The sequence below is a fragment of the Herbiconiux sp. UC225_62 genome (assembly GCF_042694625.1).
GTDB lineage: Bacteria > Actinomycetota > Actinomycetes > Actinomycetales > Microbacteriaceae > Herbiconiux.
The window spans coordinates 3,262,858-3,289,241 of sequence record NZ_CP170551.1 but is presented as its reverse complement, the minus strand read 5'-3'; the positions used below and the strand labels follow the sequence as shown (position 1 = coordinate 3,289,241).

The following is a 26,384-nucleotide window of genomic DNA, read 5'->3' as shown; positions in this document are numbered from 1 at the left end:
GACTAGTTCACGTCGGCGTCGACCCAGTCGAAGGTCTTCGTGACGGCCTTCTTCCAGTTGCGCAGCTGGCGGTCGCGCTCGGCGTCGTCCATCTGCGGGGTCCAACGCGAGTCCTCCTGCCAGTTGGCGCGCAGCTCGTCGAGGTTGGCCCAGAAGCCCACCGCGAGACCGGCGGCGTAAGCCGCACCGAGGGCGGTCGTCTCGGCGACGACCGGGCGCACCACGGGCACGCCGAGGATGTCGGCCTGGAACTGCATGAGCGTGTTGTTCGCGATCATGCCGCCGTCGACCTTCAGCTCCGTGAGGTCGACGCCCGAGTCGGCGTTGACCGCATCCAGCACCTCGCGGGTCTGGAACGCGGTCGCCTCGAGGGCGGCGCGGGCGATGTGGCCCTTGTTCACGTAACGGGTGAGGCCCACCAGCGCACCACGGGCATCCGATCGCCAGTACGGCGCGAACAGGCCCGAGAACGCCGGCACGAAGTATGCGCCACCGTTGTCCTCGACCGTCTTGGCCAGCTCCTCCACCTCGGGGGCCGAGGAGATGATGCCGAGGTTGTCGCGCAGCCACTGGATGAGCGAGCCGGTCACCGCGATCGAACCCTCGAGCGCGTAGTGCGCCGGCTGGTCGCCCAGCTTGTAGCCGAGGGTGGTGAGGAGCCCGTTCTTCGAGTGCACGATCTCGGTGTCGGTGTTGAAGATCAAGAAGTTACCGGTGCCGTAGGTGTTCTTCGACTCACCGGCGTCGAACGCCGCCTGGCCGAAGGTCGCCGCCTGCTGGTCGCCCAGGATACCCGCGACGGGCACTTCGCGCAGCAGGTTCGACGACTCGACGGTGCCGTAGACCTCGGAGGAGGACTTGATCTCGGGGAGCATCGACTTCGGCACGCCGAACACCTCGAGGATGTCGTCGCGCCACTCGAGCGTCTCGAGATCCATGAACAGGGTGCGCGAGGCGTTGGTGACGTCGGTGGCGTGCACGCCGCCGTCGGTACCACCGGTGAGGTTCCAGAGCACCCAGCTGTCGGTGGTGCCGAAGAGCAGGTCTCCGGCCTCCGCCGCCTCACGAGCGCCGTCGACGTTCTCGAGGATCCAGACGATCTTCGTGCCTGAGAAGTAGGTCGCGAGCGGCAGGCCCACGATCTGCTTGAAACGCTCCACGCCGCCGTCGGCCGCCAGGCGGTCGACGATGTCCTGGGTGCGGGTGTCCTGCCAGACGATGGCGTTGTAGACCGGCTGCCCGGTGTTCTTGTTCCACACCACCGCGGTCTCGCGCTGGTTGGTGATGCCCACCGCCGCGATGTCGTGGCGCGTCAGGTCGGCCTTCGAGAGGGCCTGACCGATGACCTCGCGCACGTTGTCCCAGATCTCGATCGGGTTGTGCTCGACCCAGCCCGCCTTCGGGAAGATCTGCTCGTGCTCCTTCTGCCCCGTCGACACGATGGTGCCGGCGTGGTCGAAGATGATGGCTCGGGAACTGGTGGTGCCCTGATCGATGGCCAGGACGTATTTCTGTTCGGACACGTCTAACTCCTTTGTTATTGATTGGATTCTTGCGGAAACGGGAGCGCTTGTCAGCCTTGTTCTAAGATCAGGTCAGAATCGGCAGCAGCGGGATGGCGAGCCACCCGGCCAGCAGGCCGCCGATGATGGGTCCGACGACCGGAACCCAGGAGTACGACCAGTCCGAGGTGCCCTTGCCCTTGATCGGCAGGAAGGCGTGTGCGAGGCGCGGCCCGAGGTCACGAGCCGGGTTGATCGCGTAGCCGGTCGGGCCACCGAGCGAGGCGCCGATCGCGATCACCAGCAGCGCCACGGGCAGTGCGCCGAGGGCCGCGAGTCCGCCGCCGTCGCCGTTGCGGCCGAAGCCGATCACCACGAACACCAGCACGAAGGTGCCGATGATCTCGGTCACCAGGTTCCAGCCGTAGCTGCGCAGAGCCGGACCGGTGGAGAACACACCCAACTTGTTCGCGGCATCCGGTTCGGCGTCGAAGTGCTGCTTGTAGGCCAGCCACACGAACACCGCACCGATGATGGCGCCGATCAGCTGCGCTCCGATGTAGGCGATGACGCTGACGAAGTTGACGTCGACGAGGGTGTTCGGGCCTCCGAAGGTCTTCGCACCGTTCGCGACCAGACCGAGGGTGACCGCCGGGTTGAGGTGTGCTCCGGATGCGTACGAGACGATGACACCGGAGAAGACCGCGAGGCCCCAGCCGATGTTCACCATCAGGAATCCGCCGTTGAAGCCCTTCGTGCGCACGAGCGCTACGTTGGCGACCACACCACAGCCGAGCAGCACCAGCAGGGCTGTGCCCACCAGCTCCGACACGAAGTCGATACCGAGATTGTCCACATTGACCTTCCTTCAGGGGCGGCAGCGACGCCGCCCGACTCAGTTGACGACAGCCGCCGTCGTGTTCGCCGCTTCCAGCACGATTCCGTGGAAGAAGCGGAGGTTCTCTACCGCCTGAGCGCGCTCGTCGGCCAGGCGCTCGGGCGACCAACCCGCCGCCTCGGCCGCGATGGTGCTCAGCTCGTCGAAGGCGCGCTGGTCGAGCGCTCCGACGAAGGCGATGATGCTGCGGCGCAGCACCAGGTCGCTGAGGTGCACCGCGTGCTCCTCGGTCATCAGGTAGCCGATCTCGGCCGTGCTGTACCCGGGCAGCGTCGCGAGGGGGGTGTCGGTGCCGGCGCCCACGGTGGAATCCGAATGGCTCACGATGTAGTCGATCACCGCGGCCGCCTTGGTGCCGTAGCGGGCGAGCAGGATGCGTGCGCGCTCCTCACCGAGGTCGGCTCCGTGCGCCTTCACCCAGTTCGCCACCGCGGCGGGGGTGTGCGGGTAGCCGACGCCGCCACCGATCGCGAGATCCGTGGTGCTCACGGTGCGCTGACGCCCGAGCAGGGCGAGGGTGTCGTTCGCGAGGTGCTCGGAGAGGGCGCGGAACGTCGTCCACTTGCCGCCCACGAGGCTCAGCTGCTTCACCGTCGACGACCCCGCGAACGAGCTCTGCTCGATGCGGTAGTCGCGCGACACGAAGCCGGGCGCGGTGTCGCCGTGACCGGGCAGCGGGCGGATGCCGGCGTACCGGTAGACGATCTGCGGGCGGTCGACGTGGATGGTCGGGAACACGTGCTTCACCAGCCCGAAGAAGTAGTCGACCTCCTCCTCGGTGGCGACGCTCGGCTCGGCCGGGTCGGCTTCGAGGTCGGTGGTGCCGACGAGCACCCGCCCGTTGAGCGGGTAGATGAGCACGATGCGTCCGTCGTCGTTCTCGAAGAACACCTCGCCGCCGGCGCACGCGTCGAACAGCTCATGGTTGTCGAGCACGATGTGCGAGCCCTTGGTGCCGCCCATGAAGTGGGTCGGCTCGCCGAGCGCCTTGTTCGTGAGGTCGGTCCACGGGCCGGTGGTGTTGATCACCACGTCGGCGGCGACCTCGAAGGTCTCTCCGCTCAGCAGGTCGCGCAGCACCACGGCGTCGCCGTTCGAGCCGATGGCCTCCACGTAGTTGGCGGTGCGGGCGTGCGGACCGGTCACCAGCGCATCCTGAACCAGGTCGAGCGCGAGACGCTCGGGGGTTCTCGACCGCGGCGTCGTAGTAGGTGGCCGTGTACTTCACGTCGGGGCGGAGCTTGGGGAGCTTGGCGAGCGACTTCTTGCGCCCCACGAACTTGTGGCGCGGAACGTTGCCGCCGTCGCGCGAGAAGGAGTCGTAGCCCATGAGGCCCACCTTGATGAGCAGGGCACCGCGCTCCTTCGGCTTGCCCTGCTTGTGGGTGAGGAAGCGCAGCGGCGCCGAGAGGATGCCCGAGAAGGTCGAGAAGATCGGGATGGTGGTGGGCAGCGGCTTCACGTAGTGCGGAGCGAGCCGCAGCAGACGGTTGCGCTCCTGCACGCTCTCGCGCACGAGCCGGAACTCGCCGTTCTCGAGATAGCGCACGCCACCGTGGATCATGTGGCTCGACGCGCTGGAGGCGCCGGACGCGTAGTCGCCGCGTTCGACCAGGATGACCTCCACGCCCTGCAGCGCGAGGTCTCGGAACGTGCCGATTCCGTTGATGCCGCCGCCGATGATCAGAACCTGCGCTTTCGGGTTCGAGCGGATCGCGGCGACGTTCTGTCGGATGTCGGACTGATGGGTGCTCACTGTGTACTCGCCTTCGTGCTCTCGTGAGGGTTGCGACTGGCAATCCATGCGACGGCTACAGTTCTACGACTCTTTTCACATATGATCAAGCTCGATGCACATATGTGCAGACGGCTCGGAAGGGATGCGACGGAGCATGGCGAACGACGGCCTCGGCAGCGACAAGGTGCGTGACGCACTGCGTGCCGCCCACCTCTATTACATGCAGGACTTGACCATGGAGGCCATAGCCAGCGAGCTGCACACCTCCCGTTCGTCGGTCTCGCGATTGCTGGGATTCGCGCGCGAGATCGGGCTCGTCGAGATCCAGGTGCACTCGCCGGCCGACCGCATCTCGTCGGTGCAGGAGCGCATCCGCGACCTCTACTCGGTCACGGCGCACGTGGTGCCGGTGCCCGATTCGACGAACGAGATCGACCGCCTCGAGCGCGTCGCCCTGAGTGCTGCACGGATTCTCGGCCCCTTCTTCGACTCGAACATGACCATGGGCATCGCCTGGGGCTCGACCCTCTCGGCGGTCTCCCGGCACCTTCAGGAGAAGGTCACCCACAACTCGCAGATCGTGCAGCTGAACGGGGCGTCGAACGCGCAGACCACCGGCATCGGCTACGCGAGCGAGATCATGAGCCGGTTCGGCCGGGCGTTCGGCGCCTACGTGCAGCAGTTCCCGGTTCCGGCGTTCTTCGACGATCCGCGCACGAAGGAGGTGCTGTGGCGCGAGCGCAGCATCCGGCGCGTGCTCGAGATCCAGAAGCGCATGGACATCGCCCTGTTCGGCCTCGGCTCGGCCTTCGCCGACGTTCCCTCGCACGTGTACGTGGGCGGATATCTCGACGACGCCGATTTCGAGCAGCTCACCCACTCCGACGTCGTGGGCGACGTGGCGACCGTGTTCTACCGGGCAGACGGATCGAGCGACGACATCCCGATGAACGCGCGCTCCTCCGGGCCGTCGCTGTCGCTGCTGTCGAAGGTGTCGCGCCGGGTGTGCGTGGTCTCGGGGCGGTCGAAACTCCCGGCGTTGCGCGGAGCGCTGGCGGCGGGGGTCATGACCGATCTCATCGTCGACGAGGCCACGGCCCACTCGCTGCTCGAGGCGTAGCGCGCGCTGCTCCGTTCAGCTCCAGGCGCGGCGGGTGTGGGGGCCGACGCCGAGGGCGAGGGCGGCGGCGAGGTCTGCCTCGGTGTCGACGTCGAGGCGCAGGGTCGAATCGGCGGGGATGTCGAGCACCGCATGGCCCGCGTCGCGATGACGGGCGGCAGAGCCGGCACCGAAGCGCGGCACGAGGTCGGCGCCGGGCAGGGCCGTGATGAGCGTCGTTCCGGTGCCCTCGGCGTCGGGCACGACAGCGAGCGGATGCCCGGAGGCGCGTTCGAGGGCGTCGTCGACGTCAGGGGTGACCAGGCACGGCAGGTCGCCGAGCAGCGCGGCGATGGCGGATTCGGCCTGGCCGGGAACGACTGAGGCGCGGGCCGCTTCGATGCCGGCGGCGACCGCCGCATTGAGACCGGCGCCCGGGTCGGGCACGATCTCGGCGCCGAGTGACCGCAACGACCCCGAGAGCTCGGCCGCGGCATCCGTCACCACGATCACCCGGTCGACCAGGGCCGAGGCGGTGAGCGCCGACACGGCGTCGAGCGCGAACGCCTCGACCAGCAGCATGCGCTGCCGGGGATCGAGGCCGGGGGCCATCCGGGTCTTGCCCGCCGCTGTTCCCTTGACGGGCACCACCACGGCCCAGGTCGGTCGGTTCGCGCTCACTGAGTCGATTATCCCCCACCTCGGCGGGGCTCACGCACGAGACAGAACGATCGGTCCCTTATGAGGAATGATGCAGACGCATTGTTGGTTGTACACAACGTGAGCAGAACATTCCTAGAGATCGAGGGCGAACGCGGAGTCGTTTCGCGGTATCGCCGCCACCCCAACGGCAAGGGATACGTCGCCGTGGGCGCCGAAGTGGATGCCTCGGCCTACGTCGACCCCACCACCTACGTCGAGACCGGTGCCCAGGTCGGCCAGAAGGCCTGGCTCGGGTCGGGCAGCTGGATCGAGCGCGGTGCCGTCATCGGCGCCGGCGTCTTCATCGGGGCGAACGTCCATGTGGGCGAGAACGCCCGCATCGGCCGCCGTTCGAAGATCGGCAGCCACACGAAGATCGGCGCGAACGCGGTCGTGGCCGACGAAACGAAGGTCGACAGCGACTCGACCATCGCGCCGGGTGCGCGCCTCGGGCGCGTGGGCGCGCAGCCGTCGGCCGACACGGACTACGCGAAAGCGGCTTAGCCCCTCCGATACACCTGACGTCGCCTCCGCCCCGCCCCAGCTCCCTCGATTTCGCCGTGACACGCGCGATCGTCGAGCGGGGGTGGGGCGGCTGCGGTTAAGCTGCCGCCCATGCGTTCAGACGAGCCGATGCCGGGAAACCCGTGGCCGCGCGACATGGTGCTGCACATCGAGACCTCCCCGTTCGGGCTGATCGAACTGCTGTTCGCCCGCGAGGTGTGGCAGCTTGCGATCCGCGAGGTGCCGGCGCTCGACGTGGTTCCGTCGGTGGGCGCGAGTTCGCGGCTGGCCTCCGGGCCGCGGCAGGGCTCGGGCGAGATGGCGGCCCTCTGGCGGAAGGACTGGGCGCGGGCCTGGGCACCCTTCGATGCGGAGAGCGTGGGCATCCCCGGCCCTGATGCCGAGACCGCACGGATGCTCGCCACGCTCGATGACGCCGAGCTGGCGCAGGCCGTGTCCAGCACACCGTCAGAGTTCTGGCACCGCGGCATCGACAGCGAGGCGCTCGGCACCTGGCGACGCGAGCTCTCCGGTGCGGAGCGTGTCACGACGCTGGACGAGACTCCCGAACGCCGTTCCCTGCCCGCGCTGATCGCCGCGTGGGAGACCGGGCTCACCGACATCGTGCAACTGCCCTACGCCGGCTTCTTCGCCGAACGCCTCAACCCGCGCACGCTCGTCGTCTCGCGCCTCACCCGCTCCGAGCCGGCCCTGTTCTCGCGAGCCCTCGCGACCCCGGTCGGCGAGCGAGCCGAGTAGCCTCCCGCGCGGCCGAGTCGGCACACGCATCCGCGTCCCCGCGCGGTCATGCGCACCTCGCGGCGGCCGCCGGCGGCGGCACCCGGGGTCACGTTGGGCGGCGGCACCAGCACCCAAGGTCGCAGCGGGCGGGTACGGCGGCGCGGTATCCTCGCTGCATGACGGTTGAGCGGATGCGTGCGGGCGGCTCGGCCGCCTGGCGCGCGCTGGCCGTGGCGCTGGGCGTCGGTCTCGCGTGGCTGCTCGTCGCCGACCTCGTCGGCGCGAACGCGTCGGCCGCGGCCGGGTCCGGCGCGGCCGGAGCGGGAGCCGGCGCCGGCCTCCTCGCCGCCGTCGCGCTCGTGACGGCTGCGACCGCTGCCGCACTGGCCGCCTCGGCGACCCTCCGCATGCTGGTCGCGACCCTCGTGGCCCTCGCCGGCGCATCCGTTGCCCGCGCGCCCGCGGAACGCGTCGACCTCCCCGCCACCATCACGCAGAGCCGACCCGACGCTCCTGGCCGACCCCGACCCCGCGCTCCCGGCCGCCGCCCCACGGCCGCCTAGGAGCCCACTCCCCCTCCGCCCTTCGACGGCGACGCACCCTGCGTGCGCGCCGCGACGGGCTGCAGCGAGTTCGAGCATCCGGATGCCGCGTTCTCACGAACGCGCTCCTCGGCGACCAGACGACCCCAGTCATCGCCATTTTCTGCTCGTTGGGAGCCTCATGAACATCTATGCCTTCGGCCCCGTGGCGGCCGCGCTCGACGGAGCGTATTCCGTCGTCCTGTTCCTCTCGGCCGCCCTCGTTCCCCTCGCCGGGGAGAACGCGGCGGCCCTCGCGATCGTGCTCATCACGATCCTCGTGCGCGTCGTGCTGATTCCGGTCGGCATCTCTCAGGCACGCGCCCAGCGCATGAGGCGGCGGCTCGCCCCGCGTCTCGCCGAGCTGCGGCGCCGTCATTCGGGCAATCCCGAGCGGCTGCAACGCGAGACGATGGCGCTCTACGCCGCCGAGAACGCGTCGCCGCTGGCGGGATGCCTGCCGTTGCTTCTGCAGGCGCCCGTGCTGTCGCTCATCTACGGCTTGTTCCTCTTGCCCACGATCAACGGACACGAGAACGCGCTGCTCGGCCATACGCTCGCGGGCGCGCCGCTCGGCACGAGCTTCGTGACGGCGCTGACGAGCGGCACCGACCCGATCGGCGTGCTGGTGAGCGCGGTCGTCCTGACCCTCATCGCCGGCATCGCCCTGCTGTCGCGGCGGCAGACCATGCAGACCGCCCTCGCCGCGCAGGCCGTCGGCGCGGGCGGCACCGCCGGCGCGGGCGCGAGACCGAGCGCGAAGACCACGGGCGGCGCACTCGCGCCCGCGTTGGCCGGCGGCGGCGATGCGGCGAGCGGCGCTCTGGCCGCGTTCGCTCCCGGGGGTTCGGCCGCGCGCATCCTGAGCTGGCTGCCGCTCATCACCGTGGTGTTCGCGGCGTTCGTGCCGCTGGCGGCGAGCCTCTACCTGCTCGTCACGACGGCGTGGACGTTCGGCGAACGCGAGATCCTCCGCCGAGTCATCGTGTGAGGGGCGTCGTTGCGCTCAGCGGGGCCCGGTCGAGTCGACCGGTTCACCCCGCTCAGGGCCGAAAACAGCCTCGACGAGCGCAGCGATCACCTCGTCGGTGCTCGTGTGCGGATCGATCGGCGTGGTGAGGCGGTCGAGCATCAGCCCGTCGATCGCGTAGTGGAACAGGGCGATCTCGCTCGGGCCGCCCGGAAGGCCGGCCGCCGCGTTGTAGGCGACGTCGGCGGCGAAGGCCTCGGCCTGCCAGCGGCCGAGCACGTCCGTGATCTCGGGTCGTCGAGCTGATTCGAGCCGCAGCTCGAGCAGAGCGAGGGTCACCGAACGATCGGTGTCGAGCCGCTCGACGATGTAGCGCAGGTGCTCCGCGAACAGGCGACGGCCCGGCTCGCGGGAGCCCAGCTCTGCGAGCCGCTCGGGAGCGGGGGCGAGCCGTTCCCCGATGCGAGCCACGAGCGCCTCGACCAGAGCGCTCCTCGTTCGGAAGTAGTTCGACGTGGTCCCCGCCGGCACACCGGCCTCGGTGTCGACGGCGCGGTGGGTGAGACCGCGTGACCCCTCACGGGCCAGTACGGCGATGCCCGCATCGGCGAGCGCCGAGCGCCGCCCGGGATTCCTGACCATGACGACACCCTAGCGCATCCACTACAGGCATAGTACTCTAACCACGACATCTGTTGTGATTGGAGATCCGGATGCGCAAGCTCGTCTACTACGTCGCCGTCACCCTCGACGGCTTCATCGCCGGCCGCGACGGCGACTTCTCGATGTTCGACGCGGAGGGCGAGCACATGGAGGCCATCCTGCGCGACTACCGCGACACCCTTCCCGGGCCGGCCCTCACAGCGATGGGGCTGCATGCCGACCGCTCGGGGTTCAGCACGGTGCTGATGGGCTGGAACACCTATGCCGTCGGATTGCCCCTCGGCCTGACCGACCCGTATCCGCACCTGGACACCGTGGTGTTCTCGCGCTCGCACACCGGCGACGACGACACCGATCCGGCCGTCAGGGTGACCGACGACGACCCGGTCGCGGTGGTGCGGGAGCTGAAGCGGCGTGATGGTTGCGACATCTGGCTTTGCGGAGGCGGGCAGCTCGCCACGGCGCTGCAGAGCGAGATCGACACATTGGTGCTGAAGATCAACCCTCTCGCGCTCGGTGACGGCATCCCGCTCTTCGCGCCGCCGCCGCTCGCCGACGGCTACCCGCCCACCGCCTGGCCGGCTCGCTTCTCTCCGACGGTGAGCACGAGCTACGCCTCCGGGGTCATGATCAGCGAATTCGCGCGCGTCCCGTGACCAGAGCGAGAACTCAGCAGTCGAGACCGCGCGCCCAGCCCTCGGCGAGGCCGCGCTCGTAGCCGTCGGCGTAACCGGCCCGACCGCCGTCGACGAGGCCGGCCGCGCGGCCGTCGGCGTACCCGGCCTCCCAGCCCTCCGTCAGGCCGGCGCGACGACCCTCGGCATAGGCGGCCTCGCGCGCCTCGGCGAGCGCCGTCTCCCCGTCCGGGGGCGCCGCGGCGGTAGGCGCCGCCGCACCGAGCTCGGCGAGTGCCGCCGCGCGTCCCTCGGCCAGACCCGCCGCCAGTCCCTCCGCGCGGCCGAGCGCGATCGCCTCGTCGGTGCCGAGGCGAAACATGTCCTTCTCCCCCGTGCGGCTCAGCGCTCGCGCGGGCGTGTCGAGCGACTCGACGACCGCGTGACCGTACCCGCGCACGACGGCCACCGGCATCCCGCTCGCCTTGCCCTTCACGAGGTCGGCCGCCGACGCCAACTCATCGGCCACGGCCGCCTGGGTGACGTGCAGCTCGTGCCCGAAGGAGTCGTGGCTGCCGCGCAGGTCGTCGAGCACGGTCACACCGGCGGCGCCGATCGCCAGGTCGACCTGGCCCTCGCGCCAGGCGCGCCCCAGCGTGTCCGACACGATGACCCCGAGCAGCACGCCGAAGCGCGCACGCAGCCCGGCCGCCAGAGCGCGAGCCGACGCATCCGGGTCGACCGGCAGCAGCAGCACGGTGCCCGACGGGGTGTTGCTCGAATCGACGCCGGCCGCGGCCTGCACGATGCCCTGCCGGTTCTCGACGATGCGGGTCACGCCGCCCGGATATACCCGGGTCGCCACCACCCGCACGGTCTCGGTGGTGATGGCGTCTTCGCGGTCGGCCGCGGCGATGCGACGCCCCTCGGCTTTCGACATGATCTTGCTCGTGACGACGAGGATGTCGCCGTGCTGTGGATGCAACCCGGCCGCGACCAGCGCGTCGCCCACGAGCGCCACCAGGTCGGCGCCCTCCTCGATCTCGGGGAGGCCGCCGAGGGGCGTGACGGTGAGACCGATCATCGGTGCAGCTTCGGCAGGACGTCGCGGCCGAACACGTCGATCCACTCGCGCTGGTTGCGCCCGACGTTGTGCAGGTAGATGGCGTCGAACCCCAGGTCGGCGAATCTCTGGATGTGGGCGCGGTGCGCATCCGGATCGCTCGAGATCACGAGACGGCCCTCGAAATCCTCCGGCCGCACCATCTTCGCCATCTGCTCGAACTCGAACGGGCTCCGGATGTCGGCCTTCGGAAACCGCATGCCGCCGTTCGGCCACTCCCGCAGAGCGTTCTCCATCGCCTCTTCGTCGGTGGGAGCCCAGGAGAGATGCAGCTGCAGCACTCGCGGCATCGTCGACGGGTCTTTGCCCGCCTCGCGCGCACCCTCGTCGAACTTGGCGAACAGACCCGAGATCTTCTCCAGCGGTGCCCCCACGGTGATCAGTCCGTCGACCGTGCGACCGGCGCGCTTGGCCGTCACCGGGCCGGCGGTGGCGATGAGGATGGGCGGCGCCTGCTCCGGCATCGTCCACAACCGGGTCGACTCCAGCTTGAAGAACGTGCCCGAATGCTTGACGTCCTTGCCGGCCAGCGACGCCGTGAACAACTTGTTGATTACGTCGACCGCCTCGAACATGCGGTTGATCCGCTCCGGCGCCTCGGGCCAGTACCCGCCGACGATGTGCTCGTTGAGCGCCTCGCCCGACCCGAGCCCGAGCCAGTGCCGGCCCGGGTACATCGCCCCGAGCGTGGCCGAGGCCTGCGCCACCATGGCCGGATGCCAGCGGAAGCTCGGCGCCGTGACCCCCGGCCCGAAGTCACCCCGCGTGCGCTCCCCGACCGCGGTCAGCACGTTCCACACGAACGACGACTGCCCCTGGCGCGGCACCCACGGCTGGAAGTGGTCGGCCGCCATGACGCCGTCGAACCCGTGCTCCTCGGCGTAGACCGAGAGCGCCACCGCCTCGCTGGGGGCGAACTGCTCCAGCATGGCGGCGTAGCCGACCTTGACCTGAGCCATCAGCAGACCTCTGCCATCAGTCGGCGGTGTGCTTCAAGAACTCCGCCACGGCCGACGGCACGTACGGCGCCACGTCGCCGCCGAGCGCCGACACCTGGCGCACCAGCGAACTCGAGACGTGGGCGTGGGCGGGGTCGGGCAGCAGGAAGATGGTCTCGACTCCCGCGAGATTGCGGTTCACGATCGCCATCGGCGTCTCGTACGCGACATCCACCTGCGAGCGGATGCCCTTCACGATCGCCGAGGCACCGACATCCGTGCAGTAGTCGACGAGCAGGCCGACGCTCCAGGAGTTGATGATGATGTTGCCGTTCGTGAGCCCCCGCTCCTCGAGCGCCTTCTCGATCAGCGCCACGCGGTGGGCGATCGGGATGAGGGCGTGCTTGTCGGGGTTGTGCACCACCACCACGTGCAACTCGTCGAACAGCGTCGCGGCGCGCTCGATCACGTCGATGTGACCCAGCGTGATGGGGTCGAAAGAACCGGGGACCACGGCAACACTGCTCATGCTCCCAGGCTATCAACGCGGCATATGCCGCGCTTCACATGTGACGGCTGAAATCCTCGCGTTCGGCCCGGCCTGCCTGCTCGGCGCCGGCGGACGGCGAGGAAGGCACGGTGTCGGTGCGGCCCACACCCTCCCGCTCGCGAGCCACGAACTCGGTGCACATCGCGATCGTCGACTCCAGCAAGGCACGCAGGCGCTCGTCGGGGAACGGCGCGCAGGCCGATCGCACGCCGTCGACCGACATCGCGATGGTCACGTGCGTCTGCCGCTCCGAGATCTCCGCGCGGCGCAAGCGCACATTGCGGTCGAGGAACCGGCGCGCCCAGGCCTCGGCCTCCGGAGCGGCGTCGAGCGCCTCGCGCAACGGGCCTTCGACGTCGATCGGTCCGCTGCCTCCCGCACGCTCGAGAGCGTCTTGACACACCAGGGCGCCGACCGCGAGAGCGTGCTGCCGGTCGATCGAGGCGATCGGGATGGCCGCCGACGCCGCGCGCAGCGCGATGATGAGATCGAGCCTCGGGTCGTCGCTGGTGAGGCCGATCACCGAGGGGATCAGCGGCGCGAGCGCACTGCGCCCCTCGTTCGAGGTCAGGTCGTTCACCGCGCGCGCCATGTGCGCGAGACCGGGGTGCGTGCAGGACGGATGATCGCTCCATCGCTCACCAGCGAGGAAGGATGCGAACTCCATGAAACACGCGCCTGAACGCGGGGAACGATGCCGCCCCGCGGAGAGCACCGGCATGATGTCGGGCTGCAGGTCGTGCGCGATCCGTCGTGACTTCAGGGTCTTCATAGCCACCTCATCTCCACTGGTTCCACTGTGCTCCCGTGGGCGGGAATTTTCAATGGGTGGGCGAGGATGATGCGGGATCCCGCGCAGCGCGCGTGCGGGCCCGCGCGGAGCCCGCGATCAGGTCTTCTCGAGAAAGCTCGCCTCGGTCTCGCGCAGACGACGCTCCAGGGCGTCGCGGAGGGCAGGATGCGCGTCGAGCGCGGGATCGGCCGTCACGATCTCGGTGGCCACGGCCCGCGCATCCTCGATCACCGGCGCATCCTTCACCACGCGGAGCAACCGCAACGACGAGCGGCCGCCCGACTGTACGCGGCCGAGAACGTCGCCCTCCCGCCGCAGCTCGAGGTCGATCTCGGCCAGCTCGAAGCCGTCGAGCGTGGCCGCGACCGCATCCACCCGTTCGCGGGCGAGCGAGTCGGCCGGCGCATTCGTGACGAGCAGGCACAGCCCGGGCACGCCGCCGCGGCCCACGCGGCCGCGCAACTGGTGCAGCTGGCTCACGCCGAAGCGGTCGGCGTCGAGCACCACCATCGTGGAGGCGTTCGGCACGTCGACGCCCACCTCGATGACGGTGGTGGCGACCAGCACGTCGATCTCGCGGGCCGCGAAGGCGCGCATGATCGCATCCTTCTCGTCGCTCGGCAGGCGACCGTGCAGGGCCTCGATGTGGGCGCCCGCGAGCAGCGGAAGGGTGCGGAGGTGCTGCAGCGTCTCGACGACGTTCGCTTTCGGGGGCGGCGGAGGGCCGGCATCCGTCGACCCCGCGTCACCCTCGTCGGGGTCGTCGAGCCCGTCTCCGCCCTGGTCGGCCGGATCGATGGCCGGGCACACCACGAAGGCTTGGCGCCCCTGCGCGAGCTCCTCGGCCACGCGCTGCCAGATGCGGCCCGCCCAGCCCGGCTTCTCAGCCAGCGGAACGCTGAAGCTCTCGATGCCTTGGCGGCCGGCGGGGAGCTCGGTGATGACCGAGACGTCCAGGTCGCCGAACACGGTCATCGCGACGGTGCGCGGAATAGGGGTGGCCGTCATCACCAGCACGTGCGGCGGGGTGGTGCCCTTCTGCCGCAAAGTGTCGCGCTGCTCCACCCCGAAGCGGTGCTGCTCGTCGACCACCACGAGGCCGAGGTCGTAGAACTGCACGTTCGCGCTCAGCAGGGCGTGCGTGCCCACGACGAGCTTGGCCTGGCCGGACACCATGCGCAGCAGGGCCTTCTTGCGCTCCGCCGTCGGCAGCTGACCGGTGTGCAGCGTGGGCATGAGTTCGGCCGCGAGGTCGGGGCCCAGCACCTTCACGATCGACCTCAGGTGCTGCGAGGCGAGCACCTCGGTGGGGGCGAGCAGCGCCGACTGGCCGCCCGAGTCGGCCACGGCGAGCATCGCGCGCACCGCAACCAGCGTCTTGCCCGAGCCGACCTCGCCCTGCAGCAACCGCATCATCGGGGTCTCGGATGCGAGATCGCGAGCGATCTCGGAGCCCACGAGCTCCTGGTCGGCCGTGAGACGGAACGGCAGAGCCGCGTCGAACCGCTCCAGGTAGCCGCCCGGTTTGGGCACGCGGGCGGCGGTGTGGATGGCGTGGGACGCGACCCGCTGCTTCACGAGCGCGGTCTGCAGGATGAACGCCTCGTGGAAGCGCAGGGTGTCGCGGGCGCGCATCCACTCGACGTCTTTCTGCGGGCGGTGGATGCCCTCGTAGGCGCGCTGGGCGCTCAGGAGCCCGCGCTCTTCGCGCACGTCGTCGGGCACCGGGTCGGGGATGGCTCCGCGCAGACCGTCGAGCACGAGCTCGACCGACTTCGCGATCTGCCAGCTCGCGAGGGTGCCGGTGGCCGGGTAGATGGGGATGGGCATCTCGGCCCAGCGCCGCGCCTCGGCGTCGTCGAGAGCGCCCGCCTCGTCGACCGCGCCGGCACGCACGGCGAGGTCGTCGAAGATCTCGTAGTTCGGATGCGCGAGCTGCAGCGCGCCCTTGTAGTTCGAGACCTTGCCGGTGAACATGCCCCGAACGCCCGGCCGCAGTTCGTTGGCACGCCACTTCTGGTTGAAGAAGGTGAGAGTGAGGAAGCCCCGGCCGTCGGAGATGGAGACCTCGAGGATGTTGCCCCGGCGCGCCCGCATCTGGCGTTCGCTGACCGTGCGCACCTCGGCCACGATGGTGACGTTCTCGTCGATGGGCAGCTCGTCGATGGCGGTGAGTTCGCCACGGCGGGCGTAGCGGCGCGGGTAGTGGCTCAACAGGTCGGCGACGGTGTGCATGCCGAACGCCTTCTCGAGGGCGGATGCGGTGCGCCCGCCGAGCACCCCGGCGAGCTTCGCATCGAGTGCTGACTGCACCTCGGAGGTCGGGCTGGGCATGCGTAAATCCTACGTGCCGCCTCTGACGCCGCGGCGCGGGCGGTAGGGTGCTGACGTGCCCCGCATCATCGCCGGATTCGCCGGATCGCTCACGCTCGCCGTGCCCCGCTCGGGCACCCGCCCCACGAGCGACCGCGTGCGCGAGGCGATCTTCTCGGCCCTCGAGGCCCGCGGCGGTCTCGACGGCCTGCGCGTGCTCGACCTCTACGCCGGATCGGGCGCGCTGGGCCTCGAAGCGGCGAGCCGGGGCGCGGCATCCGTGGTGCTGGTGGAGAAGAACGCGGCGGCGGCGCGGATCGCGCGGCAGAACGCCGAGATGGTGGCGCGGGCGGCGGCACGGGATGCCCGCCCGCGCATCGACGTTCCTGTGCAGGCCGTTCTTCCCTACCTTCGTGCGGTGCCGGTGGTCGCCGGGGCCGGGTACGACGTGGTGTTCATCGATCCGCCGTACGAGCTGGCGGAGTCGGAGCTCTCGGAGGCGCTGGCTGCGCTCGTGCCGCTGCTCTCGCCCGATGGCACGGTGCTTGTGGAGCGGAGCAGCCGGTCGCCCGAGCCCAGCTGGCCCGTGGGCCTTGTGCTCGACCGGACGAAGGCGTACGGCGAGACCGTGCTGTGGTGGGCGAGCCCGTCCTGAGTCTGCGGGATGCCCGAGCCTGCGTGATCGGATGGCGTGGCCGTGGTCGTGGCCGTGGCCGGCTGAGGTGGCCGTGATCCGCCGAGGTGGCTGATCAGCCGGCGTGGCCGTCCCAGTCGGCGTACGGGTCCCAGCCCGCTCGCTCGTCGTAGGGCCGGTCGCCGACGAGGGCGTCGGGGCGGCCTCCTGCGGGAACCGGCACGGCTTCGCCGATCGGGCGGAAGCCCTCGGGCAGCGCCGCGCCGGGCGGGAAGGTGGCGAGCAGCGCGTGGTCCTCTCCCCCGGCCAGCACGAAGTCGGCGGCGTGATCGCCCACGATCGCGTCGATGTCGAGCAGGTCGCGGGCCTCGCGGGCGATGGCGCCGGGATCGAGCCGGATGGCGCATCCGCTCGCCTGGGCGATGCGCCGGGCGTCGAGCACGAGGCCGTCGGAGACGTCGAGCATCGCGGTCGCTCCCCCGAGCGCCGCGTCGACCCCGGACGCGATCGGCGAGCTCGGGGCGAGCTGCGCCTCGATGAGGTCGGGATGCTCGCGCCGCAGCGCGGCCCCCAGCACCGCGTCCGGGTCGCCGGCACCATCGCCGCCGTGGCGCACCACCCCGTCGCGGAAGAGCAGCCAGATGCCCGCCCCCGCTCGCCCGAGGGTACCGGCCACCGCCAGAGTGTCGCCCGGTCGCGCCCCCGCGCGCGTGACCGGCGCCCGGCCCTCGAGGTCGCCGAACGCGGTCACGGCGAGCGTCAACGTGCCAGAGACCGACAGGTCGCCCCCGACCACTCCGCATCCGGGAGCCGCCGCCGCGCACGCGTCACGCAGCCCGTCGGCGATGCCGAGCAGCACCTCGACGGGAGTGTCGAGCGGCGCCGCGATCGCCACCACGAGCGCCGTCGGCCGGGCGCCCATCGCGGCGACGTCGGCCAGGTTCGTCATGGCGGCCTTCCAGCCGAGGTCGTGAGCGGTCGACCACGCGGCCCGGAAGTCGGGCCCGTGGATCATCATGTCGGTGGTCACGACGTAGCGCCCGTCGGGTGCCGCCAGTACGGCCGCGTCGTCGCCGGGCCCGAGCAGCTCCGCCGCCGCGCGCGGCAGCCGAGGGAAGATCTGCCGCAACGTCTCGATCTCGCCCACCTCCGCGAGGGTCTCCGAGCGGGCGTTCGCAGGTAAACCGAAGTCGGGAGCCACCCGTCAACGGTAGCCTGAACAGCGATGCCCGCACCCACCATCTCCCGCTCCGCCCGTCGCCGCACCGCCGGCATCCTCTCGCTCACCGTCGCCGCGGCCGCCGTCGCGACCCTGCTGAGCGGATGCGCCGGGGCCGTCGCGCTCGAGCCCGCGGCCGACGCCACCAATCCCTCGTGCGCCGACGTGATCGTGCGTCTGCCCGACACGGTGGCCGACGAACAGAAGCGAGAGACGGATGCCCAGGCCACCGGCGCGTGGGGCGACCCCGCATCCGTGCTGTTGCGCTGCGGGGTGCAGCCCTACGGGCCCACGACGTTGCCGTGCGACAACGTGAACGGCGTCGACTGGATTCGCGACGACTCCGACGCCCCCACCTACCGCTTCACCACCTTCGGCCGCACCCCCGCCGTCGAGGTCGTGCTCGACAGCGAGGCGGTCTCGAGCTCGTCGACCCTCGTCGATCTCGCGAACGCGATCTCGTCGATCCCGCAGACCGACCAGTGCCTGAGCCTCGACGACGGCACGGGAACGAGCACGGGCACGCCCGTCCCGATCCCCGCCGACTGACCGCCGGCGTTCTCGCTCCGGCGCAGCCGCTCCGGCGGCCCGCTCAGCCCTCCAGGGCCAGCGCGATCAGTTCGTCGATGATCTCGGGGTAGCTGAGGCCCGACGCGATCCAGCACTTCGGGAACATCGAGATCGGCGTGAAACCGGGCATGGTGTTGATCTCGTTCACCACGAACCCGGTGGGCGTGAGGAAGAAGTCGACCCGCGCCAGCCCCGCGCCGTCGATCGCCAGGAAGGCGCGCGCGGCGAGCGACTGCATCGTGGCGAGCTCGTCGTCGGTGAGCACCGCGGGGCACACCAGCTCGACACCCGGGGCGTCGAGGTACTTCGCGTCGAAGTCGTAGAACTCCCGCGTGGTCATCACGATCTCACCGGCCACCGACACGCGCGGGGCTGCCCCGTCGTGCCCGCCGAGCACGCCGCACTCGACCTCGCGCCCCACGATGCCCTGCTCGATCAGCACCCGCGAATCCTCGCGCAACGCGACCTCGATCGCGGCGGGCAGCTCGTCGGGCGACGACACCTTGCTCACCCCCCACCGACGAACCCGCGCGGGCCGGCTTCACGAACAGCGGCAGTCCCAGGCCGGCGGCCGATGACGCGACGGCTTCCGGCGCCGCCGCCCACTCCCGCGCCGTGACGGTGCGCCACGGCGCCACGTCGATGCCGGCGGCGGCGAGCACGGTCTTCGTGTAGTGCTTGTCCATCCCCAGCGCCGAGGCCAGCACGCCCGAGCCCACGTAAGGAAGCCCGGCCAGTTCGAGCAAGCCCTGAACCGTGCCGTCTTCGCCGTACGGCCCGTGCAGGATGGGGAACACGACATCCACGTCGCCCAGCACCCGCACCGAACCGTCGTCGGCCGACCGCACCGACAGCGCACGCGTCGCCGTCGAGTCGGGCCAGAGGATGCGCGATCCGTTGTCGAGCACCTGCGGCAGCGCGTTCACGTCGAGCCGGAACTTGGCCGGGTCGTCGTCTTCGAGCACGAATGCGCCCTCGCGCGTGATGCCCACCGGGATCACGTCGAAGCGCGACCGATCGATCGCCTCAAGAACTCCGCCCGCGGTGGCGCAGCTGATCGAATGCTCGCTGGAGCGACCTCCGAAAAGCACCACGACCGTTGTCTTGCTTGGCATCGAGAGTCCTTTCGCCCTGCGGGCCCGAATCGTCGTCGGTCGTCAGGTGGGGGGCTATGTCTTTCGGATCGAGCGTACCGGCCAGCACCTCGCTCACCTGGCGGCAGATGGGCATGTCGACGCCCTTGGCCGCCGCGAGCGCCAGCACCGGAGCGACGGATGCCAGCCCCTCGGCGGTCTGCTGCATCGACTTCACGACGTCGGCGAAGCTGTACCCCTGCCCGAGCAGCCGGCCGGCCGTGTTGTTGCGGGAGAGGGATGATCCACTCGTCGCGATGAGATCGCCGAGCCCCGCGAGCCCGGCGAGGGTCTCCGGATGCCCGCCGTAGGCCACCGCGAAATCGGTCATCTCCACGAGTCCACGGGTGATGATCGACGCCTTCGTGTTCTCGCCGTAGCCGACGCCGTCGACGATGCCGATGGCCACCGCGATCAGGTTCTTCAGCACGCCGCCGAACTCGGTGCCGATGACGTCCTGGTTGATGAACGACCGGAAGTAGCGGTTCGTCGCCACCTTCGCCACGGCCTCGGCGGTCTCGAGGCTGGTGGAGGAGACAACGGCCGCGGTCGGCTGCTCCTTCGCGATCTCGAGCGCGAGGTTCGGGCCGGAGGCGACGGCGATGCGATCTCGGTCGATCTGGAGCACCTCTTCGAGCACCTCGCTCATCCGGAGCCCGGTGCCCTTCTCGACGCCCTTCATCAAGCTGATGACAGGGACGTCAGCGGGGATCAGCGCCCGGATCTGCTCGAGGTTCTGCCGGAGCGACTGGCTCGGAACGGAGACGAAGACGAACTGCGCATCCTGCAACGCCGCTCCGACGTCGGAGGTCGCCGTCACCGCGAGAGGCAGGTTCACGCCGGGCAGGTAGTCGCTGTTGCGCTTGGCCTCGCGGATCTCCTTGGCGAGCTCGGGGCGGCGCGCCCACACCGTCACGTCGGAGCCGCCGTCGGCGAGCACCTTCGAGAAGGTGGTGCCCCAGCTTCCGGCACCCAGCACCGTCACCCGCGGCCGAACCGGCACGCGCGGGGTGGCGCGGCTCACTCGGCGGCCTCGCCGTCGCGGGCTTCGATGCGCCCGAACTCGGTCTGGTTGTGCGCCGCCGGGTTCCAGCGTTCGGCCGGCGCCTGCTCGCCGCGCAGACCCTCGAGCAGAGCCGTGATCGCGGCCATGACCCGATCCGTCGCCTCGGTCAGTGCCTTCTGGTCGACGGGCCGGCCCCGCAGGTCGTCGAGGTCGACGGGGTCGCCGAAGACGATCTGGATCGTCTTGCGCGGAAAGAGGCTGAGCTTCTTCGAATACCGGGGAAGCACCGCCTGAGTGCCCCAGTGCGCGGCCGGGATGAGCGGGATGCCGTGCTCGAGCGCCAGGCGGGCGGCTCCGGTCTTGCCGCGCATGGGCCACATGTCGGGGTCACGCGTCAGCGTTCCCTCGGGGTAGACGATGACGCCCTGCTGGTGTTCCACCAACTGGTTCGCGGCCGAGATCGGCGCGTTGTGCCGGTTCGACCCGGCGCGCTCGACCGGGATCTGCCCGCTGCGGCGCAGCGCGAATCCCACCACGGGCACGCGGAACAGCGACGCCTTCGCGAGGAAGCGCGGCGCCCGCCCCAGCTTCCACACCGCCCAGGCCATGATGACCGGGTCGATGTTGCTGTAGTGGTTGGGGCTCAGGATGAACGCGCCCTGCGCGGGGAGCTTCGCCGTCTGGTGCATCTCGAGCTTCGCGATGGCGTTCAGGAAGGGCACGACGAGAACTTCGATGACGCGGAAAGCCACCGTCTTCTCGGTGTTCTTCCGCTTCTGGACGTCGACGTCCGTGCTCTTCCCCGGTTTCGCCATCGGCCCTACTCCGCGAAGTAGAAGTCTGCTCCCAGCTTCTCCAGCTTGCCCACGAAGTCGCCGTAGCCGCGGGCGATGAGGCCCACGTTGCTCACCGAGGACTGACCCTTCGCGGTGAGGGCCGCGATGAGGTGGCTGAAGCCGCCGCGCAGGTCAGGAACCTCGAGCTCGGCGCCGTGCAGCTGCGTGGGGCCGGTGATGACGGCGGCCTGCTCGAGCGCGCGGCGCGGAACGCGGCGGTTGGGATCGGCCAGGCCGTCCTTGTGCACCTCGATGTTCGCGCCCATCTTGATGAGCGCATCCGTGAAGCCGAAGCGGTTCTCGTAGACGGTCTCGTGCACGATCGAGGTGCCGTGGGCCTGGGTGAGGGCGATGATGAGCGGCTGCTGCCAGTCGGTCATGAAGCCGGGGTGCACATCCGTCTCGATGACGACGGGCTTGAGCTCGCCACCGGGGTGGTAGAAGCGGATGCCCTCCTCCTCGATGTCGAACGCGCCGCCGATCTTGCGGAACACGTTGAGGAAGGTCATCATCTCGGACTGCTTGGCGCCCGTGGTGAAGATCGATCCGCCGGTCGCGAGCGCGGCGGAGGCCCAGGAAGCGGCCTCGTTGCGGTCGAAGAGCGCGCGGTGGTTGTAGCCGTTGAGGCTCTCGACGCCCTCGATGAAGATGGTGCGGTTCGGCTCGACCGAGATGATCGCGCCCATCTTCTGCAGCACGGCGATGAGATCCATGATCTCGGGCTCGATGGCCGCGTTCTTGAGCTCGGTGGTGCCCATCGCGCGCACGCCGGTGAGCAGAACCTGCTCGGTGGCGCCGACGCTCGGGTAGGGCAGCTCGATGTTCGCGCCGCGCAGGCCGTTTGGGGCGGTGATGTTGATGCCGCTCGGCAGCTTGTCGACGATCGCGCCGAACGCACGGAGCGCATCCAGGTGGAAGTCGATCGGGCGGTCGCCGATGCGGCAGCCGCCGAGATCGGGGATGAACGCGTGACCGAGGCGGTGCAGCAGCGGGCCGCAGAACAGGATCGGGATGCGGCTGGAGCCGGAGAGCGCGTCGATCTCGGCGCTGGTGGCCGTGGCCACGTTCGCCGGGGTCGAGCTGCAGCACGCCGGTTGCAGCACTGCCGGTGATCTTCACCCCGTGGATCTCGAGCAGGCTCGCCACCACGTGCACGTCGCTGATGTCCGGGACATCGCGGAGCGTCGAGGTGGTGTCTCCGAGGAGCGACGCCACCATCGCTTTGGTCACGAGGTTCTTGGCCCCTCGGACGTCGATGGTTCCCCGAAGGGGTCGGCCGCCGTTGATGACGATCGTGTCGGACTTGAGCCCGACTCGCTCGGCGGCATTGCGCGCATCCTGTACGAGACTGTTCACTGAATCACCTGCACTGTCTGATTTGACGATTTTTCGCGCTCAGGGTGCCGGTGGTGTCGGCGCCCTTCGCTATTTGACGGGAAGAGTTCGAGGTCTCCAACTCGCTCGTCGGCTCTCGAATTCCGTGATGGCCGCCTCGTCGCGGAGAGTGAGCCCGATGTCGTCCAGACCTTCGAGCAACCTCCACCGAGTGTAATCGTCGATCGCGAAAGAGACTGTGAGGTCGCCGACCGTGGCGGTTTTCTCGATCAGGTCGACCGTGGCCTCGATGCCCGGCTGCGCCTCGATGGCGGCCCAGAGCCTCTCGATGTCGGCCTCGTCGACCTGTCCCGTGAGCAGCCCCTGCTTGCCCGAGTTGCCCCGGAAGATGTCGCCGAAACGCGCGCTCAGTACGGCCGTGAAGCCGTAGTCGCGGAGCGCCCAGACGGCGTGCTCACGGCTCGATCCGGTGCCGAAATCGGGCCCGGCGATGAGCACCTTGCCGTTCTTGTACGGCTCCTGGTTGAGCACGAACTCGGGGTCGCCGCGCCAGGCGGCGAACAGGGCGTCTTCGAAACCCGTCTTCGTCACGCGCTTGAGGTAGACGGCCGGGATGATCTGGTCGGTGTCGACGTTTCCGCGCTTCAGCGGCACGGCGACGCCGGTCAGAGTGCTGATCTTCTCCATGGTCAGGCTCCTACCGTCTCGCGTCGGGCATCCTCGTTCAGATCGGAGACGCTCGAGAGCGTGCCCCGGATGGCGGTCGCGGCGGCGACCAGCGGCGACACCAGGTGGGTGCGGCCGCCCTTGCCCTGGCGGCCCTCGAAGTTGCGGTTGGAGGTGCTGGCGCAGCGCTCCCCCGGCGCGAGCTGGTCGGGGTTCATGCCGAGGCACATCGAGCAGCCCGCGAAGCGCCACTCGGCGCCGAACTCCTCGACGATCTTGTCGATCCCCTCGGCCTCGGCCTCGATACGCACGCGCGCGCTGCCGGGCACCACCATGACACGCACGCCATCCGCCTTCTTCTGGCCCTTGATGACGCTCGCGAAGGCGCGCAGGTCTTCGATGCGGCTGTTCGTGCACGAGCCCATGAACACGGCGTCGACCTTGATGTCCTTGAGGGGTGTGCCGGCCTCGAGGTCCATGTACTCCAGGGCCCGCTCGGCGCTGGCGCGCTCGTTGGGGTCGGCGATGGTCGACGGGTCGGGCACGCTCTCGTTGAGCGACACGCCCTGACCCGGGTTCGTGCCCCAGGTGACGAACGGCTCGAGCTGGTCGGCGTCGAGGAAGACCTCGGCGTCGAACACCGCGTCGTCGTCGGTCTGCAGGGTGCGCCAGTAGGCGACCGCGTCGTCCCAGTCCTGACCGGCGGGCGCGTGCGGACGGCCCTTCAGGTACTCGAACGTGGTCTCGTCGGGGGCCACCATGCCCGCGCGGGCACCGGCCTCGATCGACATGTTGCAAATGGTCATCCGGCCCTCCATCGAGAGCTGACGGATGGCGCTGCCGCGGTATTCGAGCACGTAGCCCTGGCCGCCTCCCGTGCCGATCTTCGCGATCACGGCGAGGATGATGTCCTTGGCCGTGACGCCCGGACGGAGCGTGCCCTCGACCGTGATCGCCATCGTCTTGAAGGGCTTCAGCGGCAGGGTCTGAGTGGCGAGCACGTGCTCGACCTCGCTCGTGCCGATACCGAAGGCCATGGCGCCGAACGCGCCGTGGGTGCTGGTGTGGCTGTCGCCGCAGACCACCGTGATGCCGGGCATGGTGAGCCCGAGCTGGGGGCCTACCACGTGGACGATGCCCTGCTCGAGGTCGCCCAGGGAGTGCAGGCGCACGCCGAACTCCTTCGCGTTGGCGCGGAGGGTGTCGATCTGGGTGCGGCTGGTGAGGTCGGCGATCGGCTTGTCGATGGCCAGCGTCGGGGTGTTGTGGTCTTCGGTGGCGATCGTGAGGTCGGGGCGCCGCACCGGACGGCCCTCGGCACGCAGGCCGTCGAAGGCCTGAGGGCTCGTGACCTCGTGCACCAGGTGCAGGTCGATGTAGAGCAGGTCGGGGCTGCCGTTCTCGCCTTTGACGACGAGGTGGTCGTCCCACACCTTCTCGGCGAGGGTGCGCGGGCGACCGGTACCGGCGTCCTGCGGGTCACCGGCGGCGGTCGGTGCAGCCGCTGCAGGGGCGGCGTCCGCGGGCGCGGCGTCGGCGGCGGTCGGTGCACCCGCTGCCGGTGCTGCGGGCGCGGCGTCGGGCAGGTCGGCCTCGGCGGCGGCGATCTCCTCGGCGAAGCGGTCTTCGACGGCGGCGATCTCGGCGCCGGTCGCGTCGCCCGAGGCGAGTCCGGCGCGCGCCTCGGCGGCCCCTTCGGCGAGCGTGACCTCGGGTGCGGTGTCGTTCGCGGCATCCGCCGACTCCGCGCTGATCACGGCGTCGACGATGGCGTCGGCTTCGAGGTGCTGCTCGACCTCGGCCGCGGACTCGGCCAGCTCGACGGGCTCGGCCGCGGCCTCTTGGGCCTCGGCGATCTCCTCGGCCAGGTCGGCCTCGGCGGCGGCCGCTTCGGCATCCGCCCTCAGCAGCTCGCGGATGTCGATCGCGACGGTGTCGATCCCGATGTCGTCGCGCGACGCGGAGTCCGTCGCCGCGGTGTCGACGCCCTCGCGGGGGTAGTCAGAGGATTCGTTGGGTCCTTCGGAGCCCGCGCCGGGTGCCGAAGACGATGGGGTGCTCATGGAATCGCGTGTCCTTCGAAGAGTAGGGGGTCAGCCATCGACAAACTCCGCGACGAGGGAGGCCTGGAACTAGGACTCGTCGCGGCAACGAAGGAGAAGCCGACCGAACAGCACCTCCCGATCGTACCACCGCCCCCGCGCACCACCCCTCCCCGCCACCGACGCTCCACATCCCCTCCTTCTCCCGCCGATCCGTCACTTCTGGTCGGAATGGCACCGTCATACCGACATCAAGTGACGGATCGATGCCCGCGTGGGCGTCAGACACGAAGGCCGGCGGCGCGGAGGGCGGCGCGCGTACGCGGCACGGCGGCCTCGGGCGCGGAGTCTTTGCCGATGCGGATGTGCGTCCACTGCTCCGCGAGCAGATCGTCGTGGCGTTCGATGTCGCGCCAGTATTGCCGCGAGTCGGTTCGATGCTGCTCCCCGTCGTACTCCACCAGCACTTTCTGGTCGGGGTAGACCAAGTCCCCGATGGCGATCTGGCGCCCGAGCGAATCGAAGATCGGATGGTTCGTCAGCGGCTCCGGCAACCCGGCGTCAACCAACTCCAACCGCAGGAACGTCTCTCGAGGCGACTCGGCCCTCGGCCTCACCCTCGCCAGCGCGGCGCGCGCAGACCGGCAGTGCCAACCCGTGAACTCTCCGACGCGACGCGCGAACTCGTCGAGGCCGACGTAGGGTCGTGGATCGTCGAGATCCTGAACGATGGGATCGAGGACGAAGTGATCGCCGGCCGCGACCAGCCACCGGTGATCGAGGATGCCGGCCAACTGCAACCATGTCGTGACGGGATCGGTGACCAGCACGCCGTCGCGTTGCGCGACCCGCACGTGCTTGCCGCTGAGCTCATGCCCGGCGACCCCGCGCATCCGCACGCGTGATGCACCGACGCGGCTCGATACGTGCACGGGCCCGTCGTCGATGCCGGTGGGGAGAGGGCAGCCCCAGATAACCGCGGCGGTGACATGGCTGAAGCACTGGTCGGCCGGCATGACGGCGCGGTAGGCGAGGGAGCGCTGCACGTGCGTCGCAGCGGAGGAGTTCGCAACCCGCGCACCGCGGAACGGCGTCCCGAGGTCGCGTGCGCGCATCCGTCTGGGCGAAACGCCCTGTTCGCGCGCTTCCTGCACGCCAAACGCCCTCGCGCGCAGAGGGTCGGGCAACGGAGACGGTGTTCGCATCGCCCCATG

Annotated in this window: 23 protein-coding genes and 3 pseudogenes; 8 read left to right on the top strand and 18 right to left on the bottom strand. The window is 70.0% G+C overall.

The window, feature by feature from the left end:
- Positions 1-2: 2 nt before the first annotated feature.
- The 3 genes and pseudogenes from glpK to ACFJGU_RS16115 all read right to left on the bottom strand — a co-directional run bounded on the left by glpK (position 3) and on the right by ACFJGU_RS16115 (position 4,204).
- The gene (glpK, locus tag ACFJGU_RS16125; RefSeq protein ID WP_382304665.1) at positions 3-1,523 is read right to left on the bottom strand and encodes a glycerol kinase GlpK; all 1,521 of its coding nucleotides are present in this window, start codon (positions 1,521-1,523) and stop codon (positions 3-5) included.
- Positions 1,524-1,590: 67 nt separating this feature from the next.
- On the bottom strand, positions 1,591-2,358 hold the full coding sequence (locus tag ACFJGU_RS16120; protein ID WP_382304663.1) for an MIP/aquaporin family protein: 768 nt from the start codon (positions 2,356-2,358) through the stop codon (positions 1,591-1,593).
- 39 nt (positions 2,359-2,397) lie between these two features.
- Positions 2,398-4,204, bottom strand: a pseudogene (locus tag ACFJGU_RS16115) (glycerol-3-phosphate dehydrogenase/oxidase).
- 88 nt (positions 4,205-4,292) lie between these two features.
- On the opposite strand from ACFJGU_RS16115, the gene ACFJGU_RS16110 reads away from it, so the two are divergent.
- Positions 4,293-5,258: a sugar-binding transcriptional regulator gene (locus ACFJGU_RS16110; RefSeq protein ID WP_382304661.1), complete on the top strand. Its 966-nt coding sequence runs from the start codon at positions 4,293-4,295 to the stop codon at positions 5,256-5,258.
- Positions 5,259-5,273: 15 nt separating this feature from the next.
- On the opposite strand, the gene cofC is transcribed toward ACFJGU_RS16110, so the two are convergent.
- Positions 5,274-5,918 carry a 2-phospho-L-lactate guanylyltransferase gene (gene cofC, locus ACFJGU_RS16105; RefSeq protein WP_382304659.1) on the bottom strand — a complete coding sequence of 215 codons (645 nt, stop codon included), beginning with the start codon at positions 5,916-5,918 and terminating at the stop codon, positions 5,274-5,276.
- Between the two features lie 99 nt (positions 5,919-6,017).
- Here cofC and ACFJGU_RS16100 point away from each other — a divergent pair, with 99 nt between their 5' ends.
- The 4 genes from ACFJGU_RS16100 (at position 6,018) to ACFJGU_RS16085 (ending at position 8,756) form a co-directional block, all read left to right on the top strand.
- The gene (locus tag ACFJGU_RS16100; protein WP_382304657.1) at positions 6,018-6,443 is read left to right on the top strand and encodes a DapH/DapD/GlmU-related protein; all 426 of its coding nucleotides are present in this window, start codon (positions 6,018-6,020) and stop codon (positions 6,441-6,443) included.
- A 111-nt stretch (positions 6,444-6,554) separates the two neighbouring features.
- Entirely contained in the window at positions 6,555-7,202 is a 648-nt protein-coding gene (locus ACFJGU_RS16095) for a hypothetical protein (RefSeq protein ID WP_382304655.1), read from the top strand.
- A 158-nt stretch (positions 7,203-7,360) separates the two neighbouring features.
- On the top strand, positions 7,361-7,747 hold the full coding sequence (locus ACFJGU_RS16090) for a DUF6412 domain-containing protein (protein WP_382304653.1): 387 nt from the start codon (positions 7,361-7,363) through the stop codon (positions 7,745-7,747).
- Positions 7,748-7,907: 160 nt separating this feature from the next.
- Positions 7,908-8,756: a YidC/Oxa1 family membrane protein insertase gene (locus ACFJGU_RS16085; protein ID WP_382304651.1), complete on the top strand. Its 849-nt coding sequence runs from the start codon at positions 7,908-7,910 to the stop codon at positions 8,754-8,756.
- 15 nt (positions 8,757-8,771) lie between these two features.
- On the opposite strand, the gene ACFJGU_RS16080 is transcribed toward ACFJGU_RS16085, so the two are convergent.
- Positions 8,772-9,377 carry a TetR/AcrR family transcriptional regulator gene (locus ACFJGU_RS16080; protein WP_382304650.1) on the bottom strand — a complete coding sequence of 202 codons (606 nt, stop codon included), beginning with the start codon at positions 9,375-9,377 and terminating at the stop codon, positions 8,772-8,774.
- A 71-nt stretch (positions 9,378-9,448) separates the two neighbouring features.
- On the opposite strand from ACFJGU_RS16080, the gene ACFJGU_RS16075 reads away from it, so the two are divergent.
- Positions 9,449-10,054 (top strand): dihydrofolate reductase family protein, encoded by a 606-nt coding sequence (locus tag ACFJGU_RS16075; protein ID WP_382304648.1) that lies wholly within the window; start codon positions 9,449-9,451, stop codon positions 10,052-10,054.
- Positions 10,055-10,067: 13 nt separating this feature from the next.
- Here the strand turns inward: ACFJGU_RS16075 and ACFJGU_RS16070 are convergent, their stop codons facing one another.
- From ACFJGU_RS16070 to ACFJGU_RS16050, 5 genes are all read right to left on the bottom strand, one after another.
- Positions 10,068-11,096 (bottom strand): coenzyme F420-0:L-glutamate ligase, encoded by a 1,029-nt coding sequence (locus ACFJGU_RS16070; RefSeq protein ID WP_382304646.1) that lies wholly within the window; start codon positions 11,094-11,096, stop codon positions 10,068-10,070.
- Positions 11,093-12,094 carry a TIGR03557 family F420-dependent LLM class oxidoreductase gene (locus ACFJGU_RS16065; RefSeq protein ID WP_382304645.1) on the bottom strand — a complete coding sequence of 334 codons (1,002 nt, stop codon included), beginning with the start codon at positions 12,092-12,094 and terminating at the stop codon, positions 11,093-11,095. Before ACFJGU_RS16065 ends, ACFJGU_RS16070 begins: the two co-directional genes overlap by 4 nt.
- Before the next feature lie 16 nt (positions 12,095-12,110).
- Positions 12,111-12,602, bottom strand: a complete 492-nt coding sequence (gene coaD / locus ACFJGU_RS16060) for a pantetheine-phosphate adenylyltransferase (RefSeq protein ID WP_382304643.1) — start codon at positions 12,600-12,602, stop codon at positions 12,111-12,113.
- 34 nt (positions 12,603-12,636) lie between these two features.
- Positions 12,637-13,395: a hypothetical protein gene (locus ACFJGU_RS16055; protein ID WP_382304642.1), complete on the bottom strand. Its 759-nt coding sequence runs from the start codon at positions 13,393-13,395 to the stop codon at positions 12,637-12,639.
- Positions 13,396-13,512: 117 nt separating this feature from the next.
- Positions 13,513-15,750: an ATP-dependent DNA helicase RecG gene (locus ACFJGU_RS16050; RefSeq protein WP_382304640.1), complete on the bottom strand. Its 2,238-nt coding sequence runs from the start codon at positions 15,748-15,750 to the stop codon at positions 13,513-13,515.
- Positions 15,751-15,805: 55 nt separating this feature from the next.
- Here ACFJGU_RS16050 and rsmD point away from each other — a divergent pair, with 55 nt between their 5' ends.
- Complete coding sequence (gene rsmD / locus ACFJGU_RS16045) at positions 15,806-16,384, top strand: 16S rRNA (guanine(966)-N(2))-methyltransferase RsmD (RefSeq protein ID WP_382304638.1); 579 nt, start codon at positions 15,806-15,808, stop codon at positions 16,382-16,384.
- 94 nt (positions 16,385-16,478) lie between these two features.
- On the opposite strand, the gene ACFJGU_RS16040 is transcribed toward rsmD, so the two are convergent.
- Positions 16,479-17,564 carry a thiamine-phosphate kinase gene (locus ACFJGU_RS16040; RefSeq protein ID WP_382304636.1) on the bottom strand — a complete coding sequence of 362 codons (1,086 nt, stop codon included), beginning with the start codon at positions 17,562-17,564 and terminating at the stop codon, positions 16,479-16,481.
- Positions 17,565-17,588: 24 nt separating this feature from the next.
- Between ACFJGU_RS16040 and ACFJGU_RS16035 the strand changes: the two genes are divergently transcribed.
- Positions 17,589-18,131 (top strand): DUF3515 family protein, encoded by a 543-nt coding sequence (locus ACFJGU_RS16035; RefSeq protein ID WP_382304634.1) that lies wholly within the window; start codon positions 17,589-17,591, stop codon positions 18,129-18,131.
- A 43-nt stretch (positions 18,132-18,174) separates the two neighbouring features.
- Here ACFJGU_RS16035 and ACFJGU_RS16030 read toward each other — a convergent pair.
- The 7 genes and pseudogenes from ACFJGU_RS16030 to ACFJGU_RS16000 form a co-directional block, all read right to left on the bottom strand.
- Positions 18,175-19,267 (bottom strand): annotated as a pseudogene (locus tag ACFJGU_RS16030) (D-alanine--D-alanine ligase family protein).
- Positions 19,179-20,309 carry an NAD(P)H-dependent glycerol-3-phosphate dehydrogenase gene (locus ACFJGU_RS16025; protein ID WP_382304632.1) on the bottom strand — a complete coding sequence of 377 codons (1,131 nt, stop codon included), beginning with the start codon at positions 20,307-20,309 and terminating at the stop codon, positions 19,179-19,181. The pseudogene ACFJGU_RS16030 and the gene ACFJGU_RS16025 overlap by 89 nt, the downstream one beginning before the upstream one ends.
- Complete coding sequence (locus tag ACFJGU_RS16020) at positions 20,306-21,106, bottom strand: lysophospholipid acyltransferase family protein (protein ID WP_382304630.1); 801 nt, start codon at positions 21,104-21,106, stop codon at positions 20,306-20,308. Before ACFJGU_RS16020 ends, ACFJGU_RS16025 begins: the two co-directional genes overlap by 4 nt.
- 5 nt (positions 21,107-21,111) lie before the next feature.
- Positions 21,112-22,483, bottom strand: a pseudogene (gene murA / locus ACFJGU_RS16015) (UDP-N-acetylglucosamine 1-carboxyvinyltransferase).
- Positions 22,484-22,552: 69 nt separating this feature from the next.
- Positions 22,553-23,149: a 3-isopropylmalate dehydratase small subunit gene (leuD, locus tag ACFJGU_RS16010; RefSeq protein ID WP_092555810.1), complete on the bottom strand. Its 597-nt coding sequence runs from the start codon at positions 23,147-23,149 to the stop codon at positions 22,553-22,555.
- Between the two features lie 2 nt (positions 23,150-23,151).
- Complete coding sequence (leuC, locus tag ACFJGU_RS16005) at positions 23,152-24,561, bottom strand: 3-isopropylmalate dehydratase large subunit (protein ID WP_382310399.1); 1,410 nt, start codon at positions 24,559-24,561, stop codon at positions 23,152-23,154.
- 890 nt (positions 24,562-25,451) lie between these two features.
- Positions 25,452-26,324, bottom strand: a complete 873-nt coding sequence (locus tag ACFJGU_RS16000) for a hypothetical protein (protein WP_382304628.1) — start codon at positions 26,322-26,324, stop codon at positions 25,452-25,454.
- Positions 26,325-26,384 lie beyond the last annotated feature (60 nt).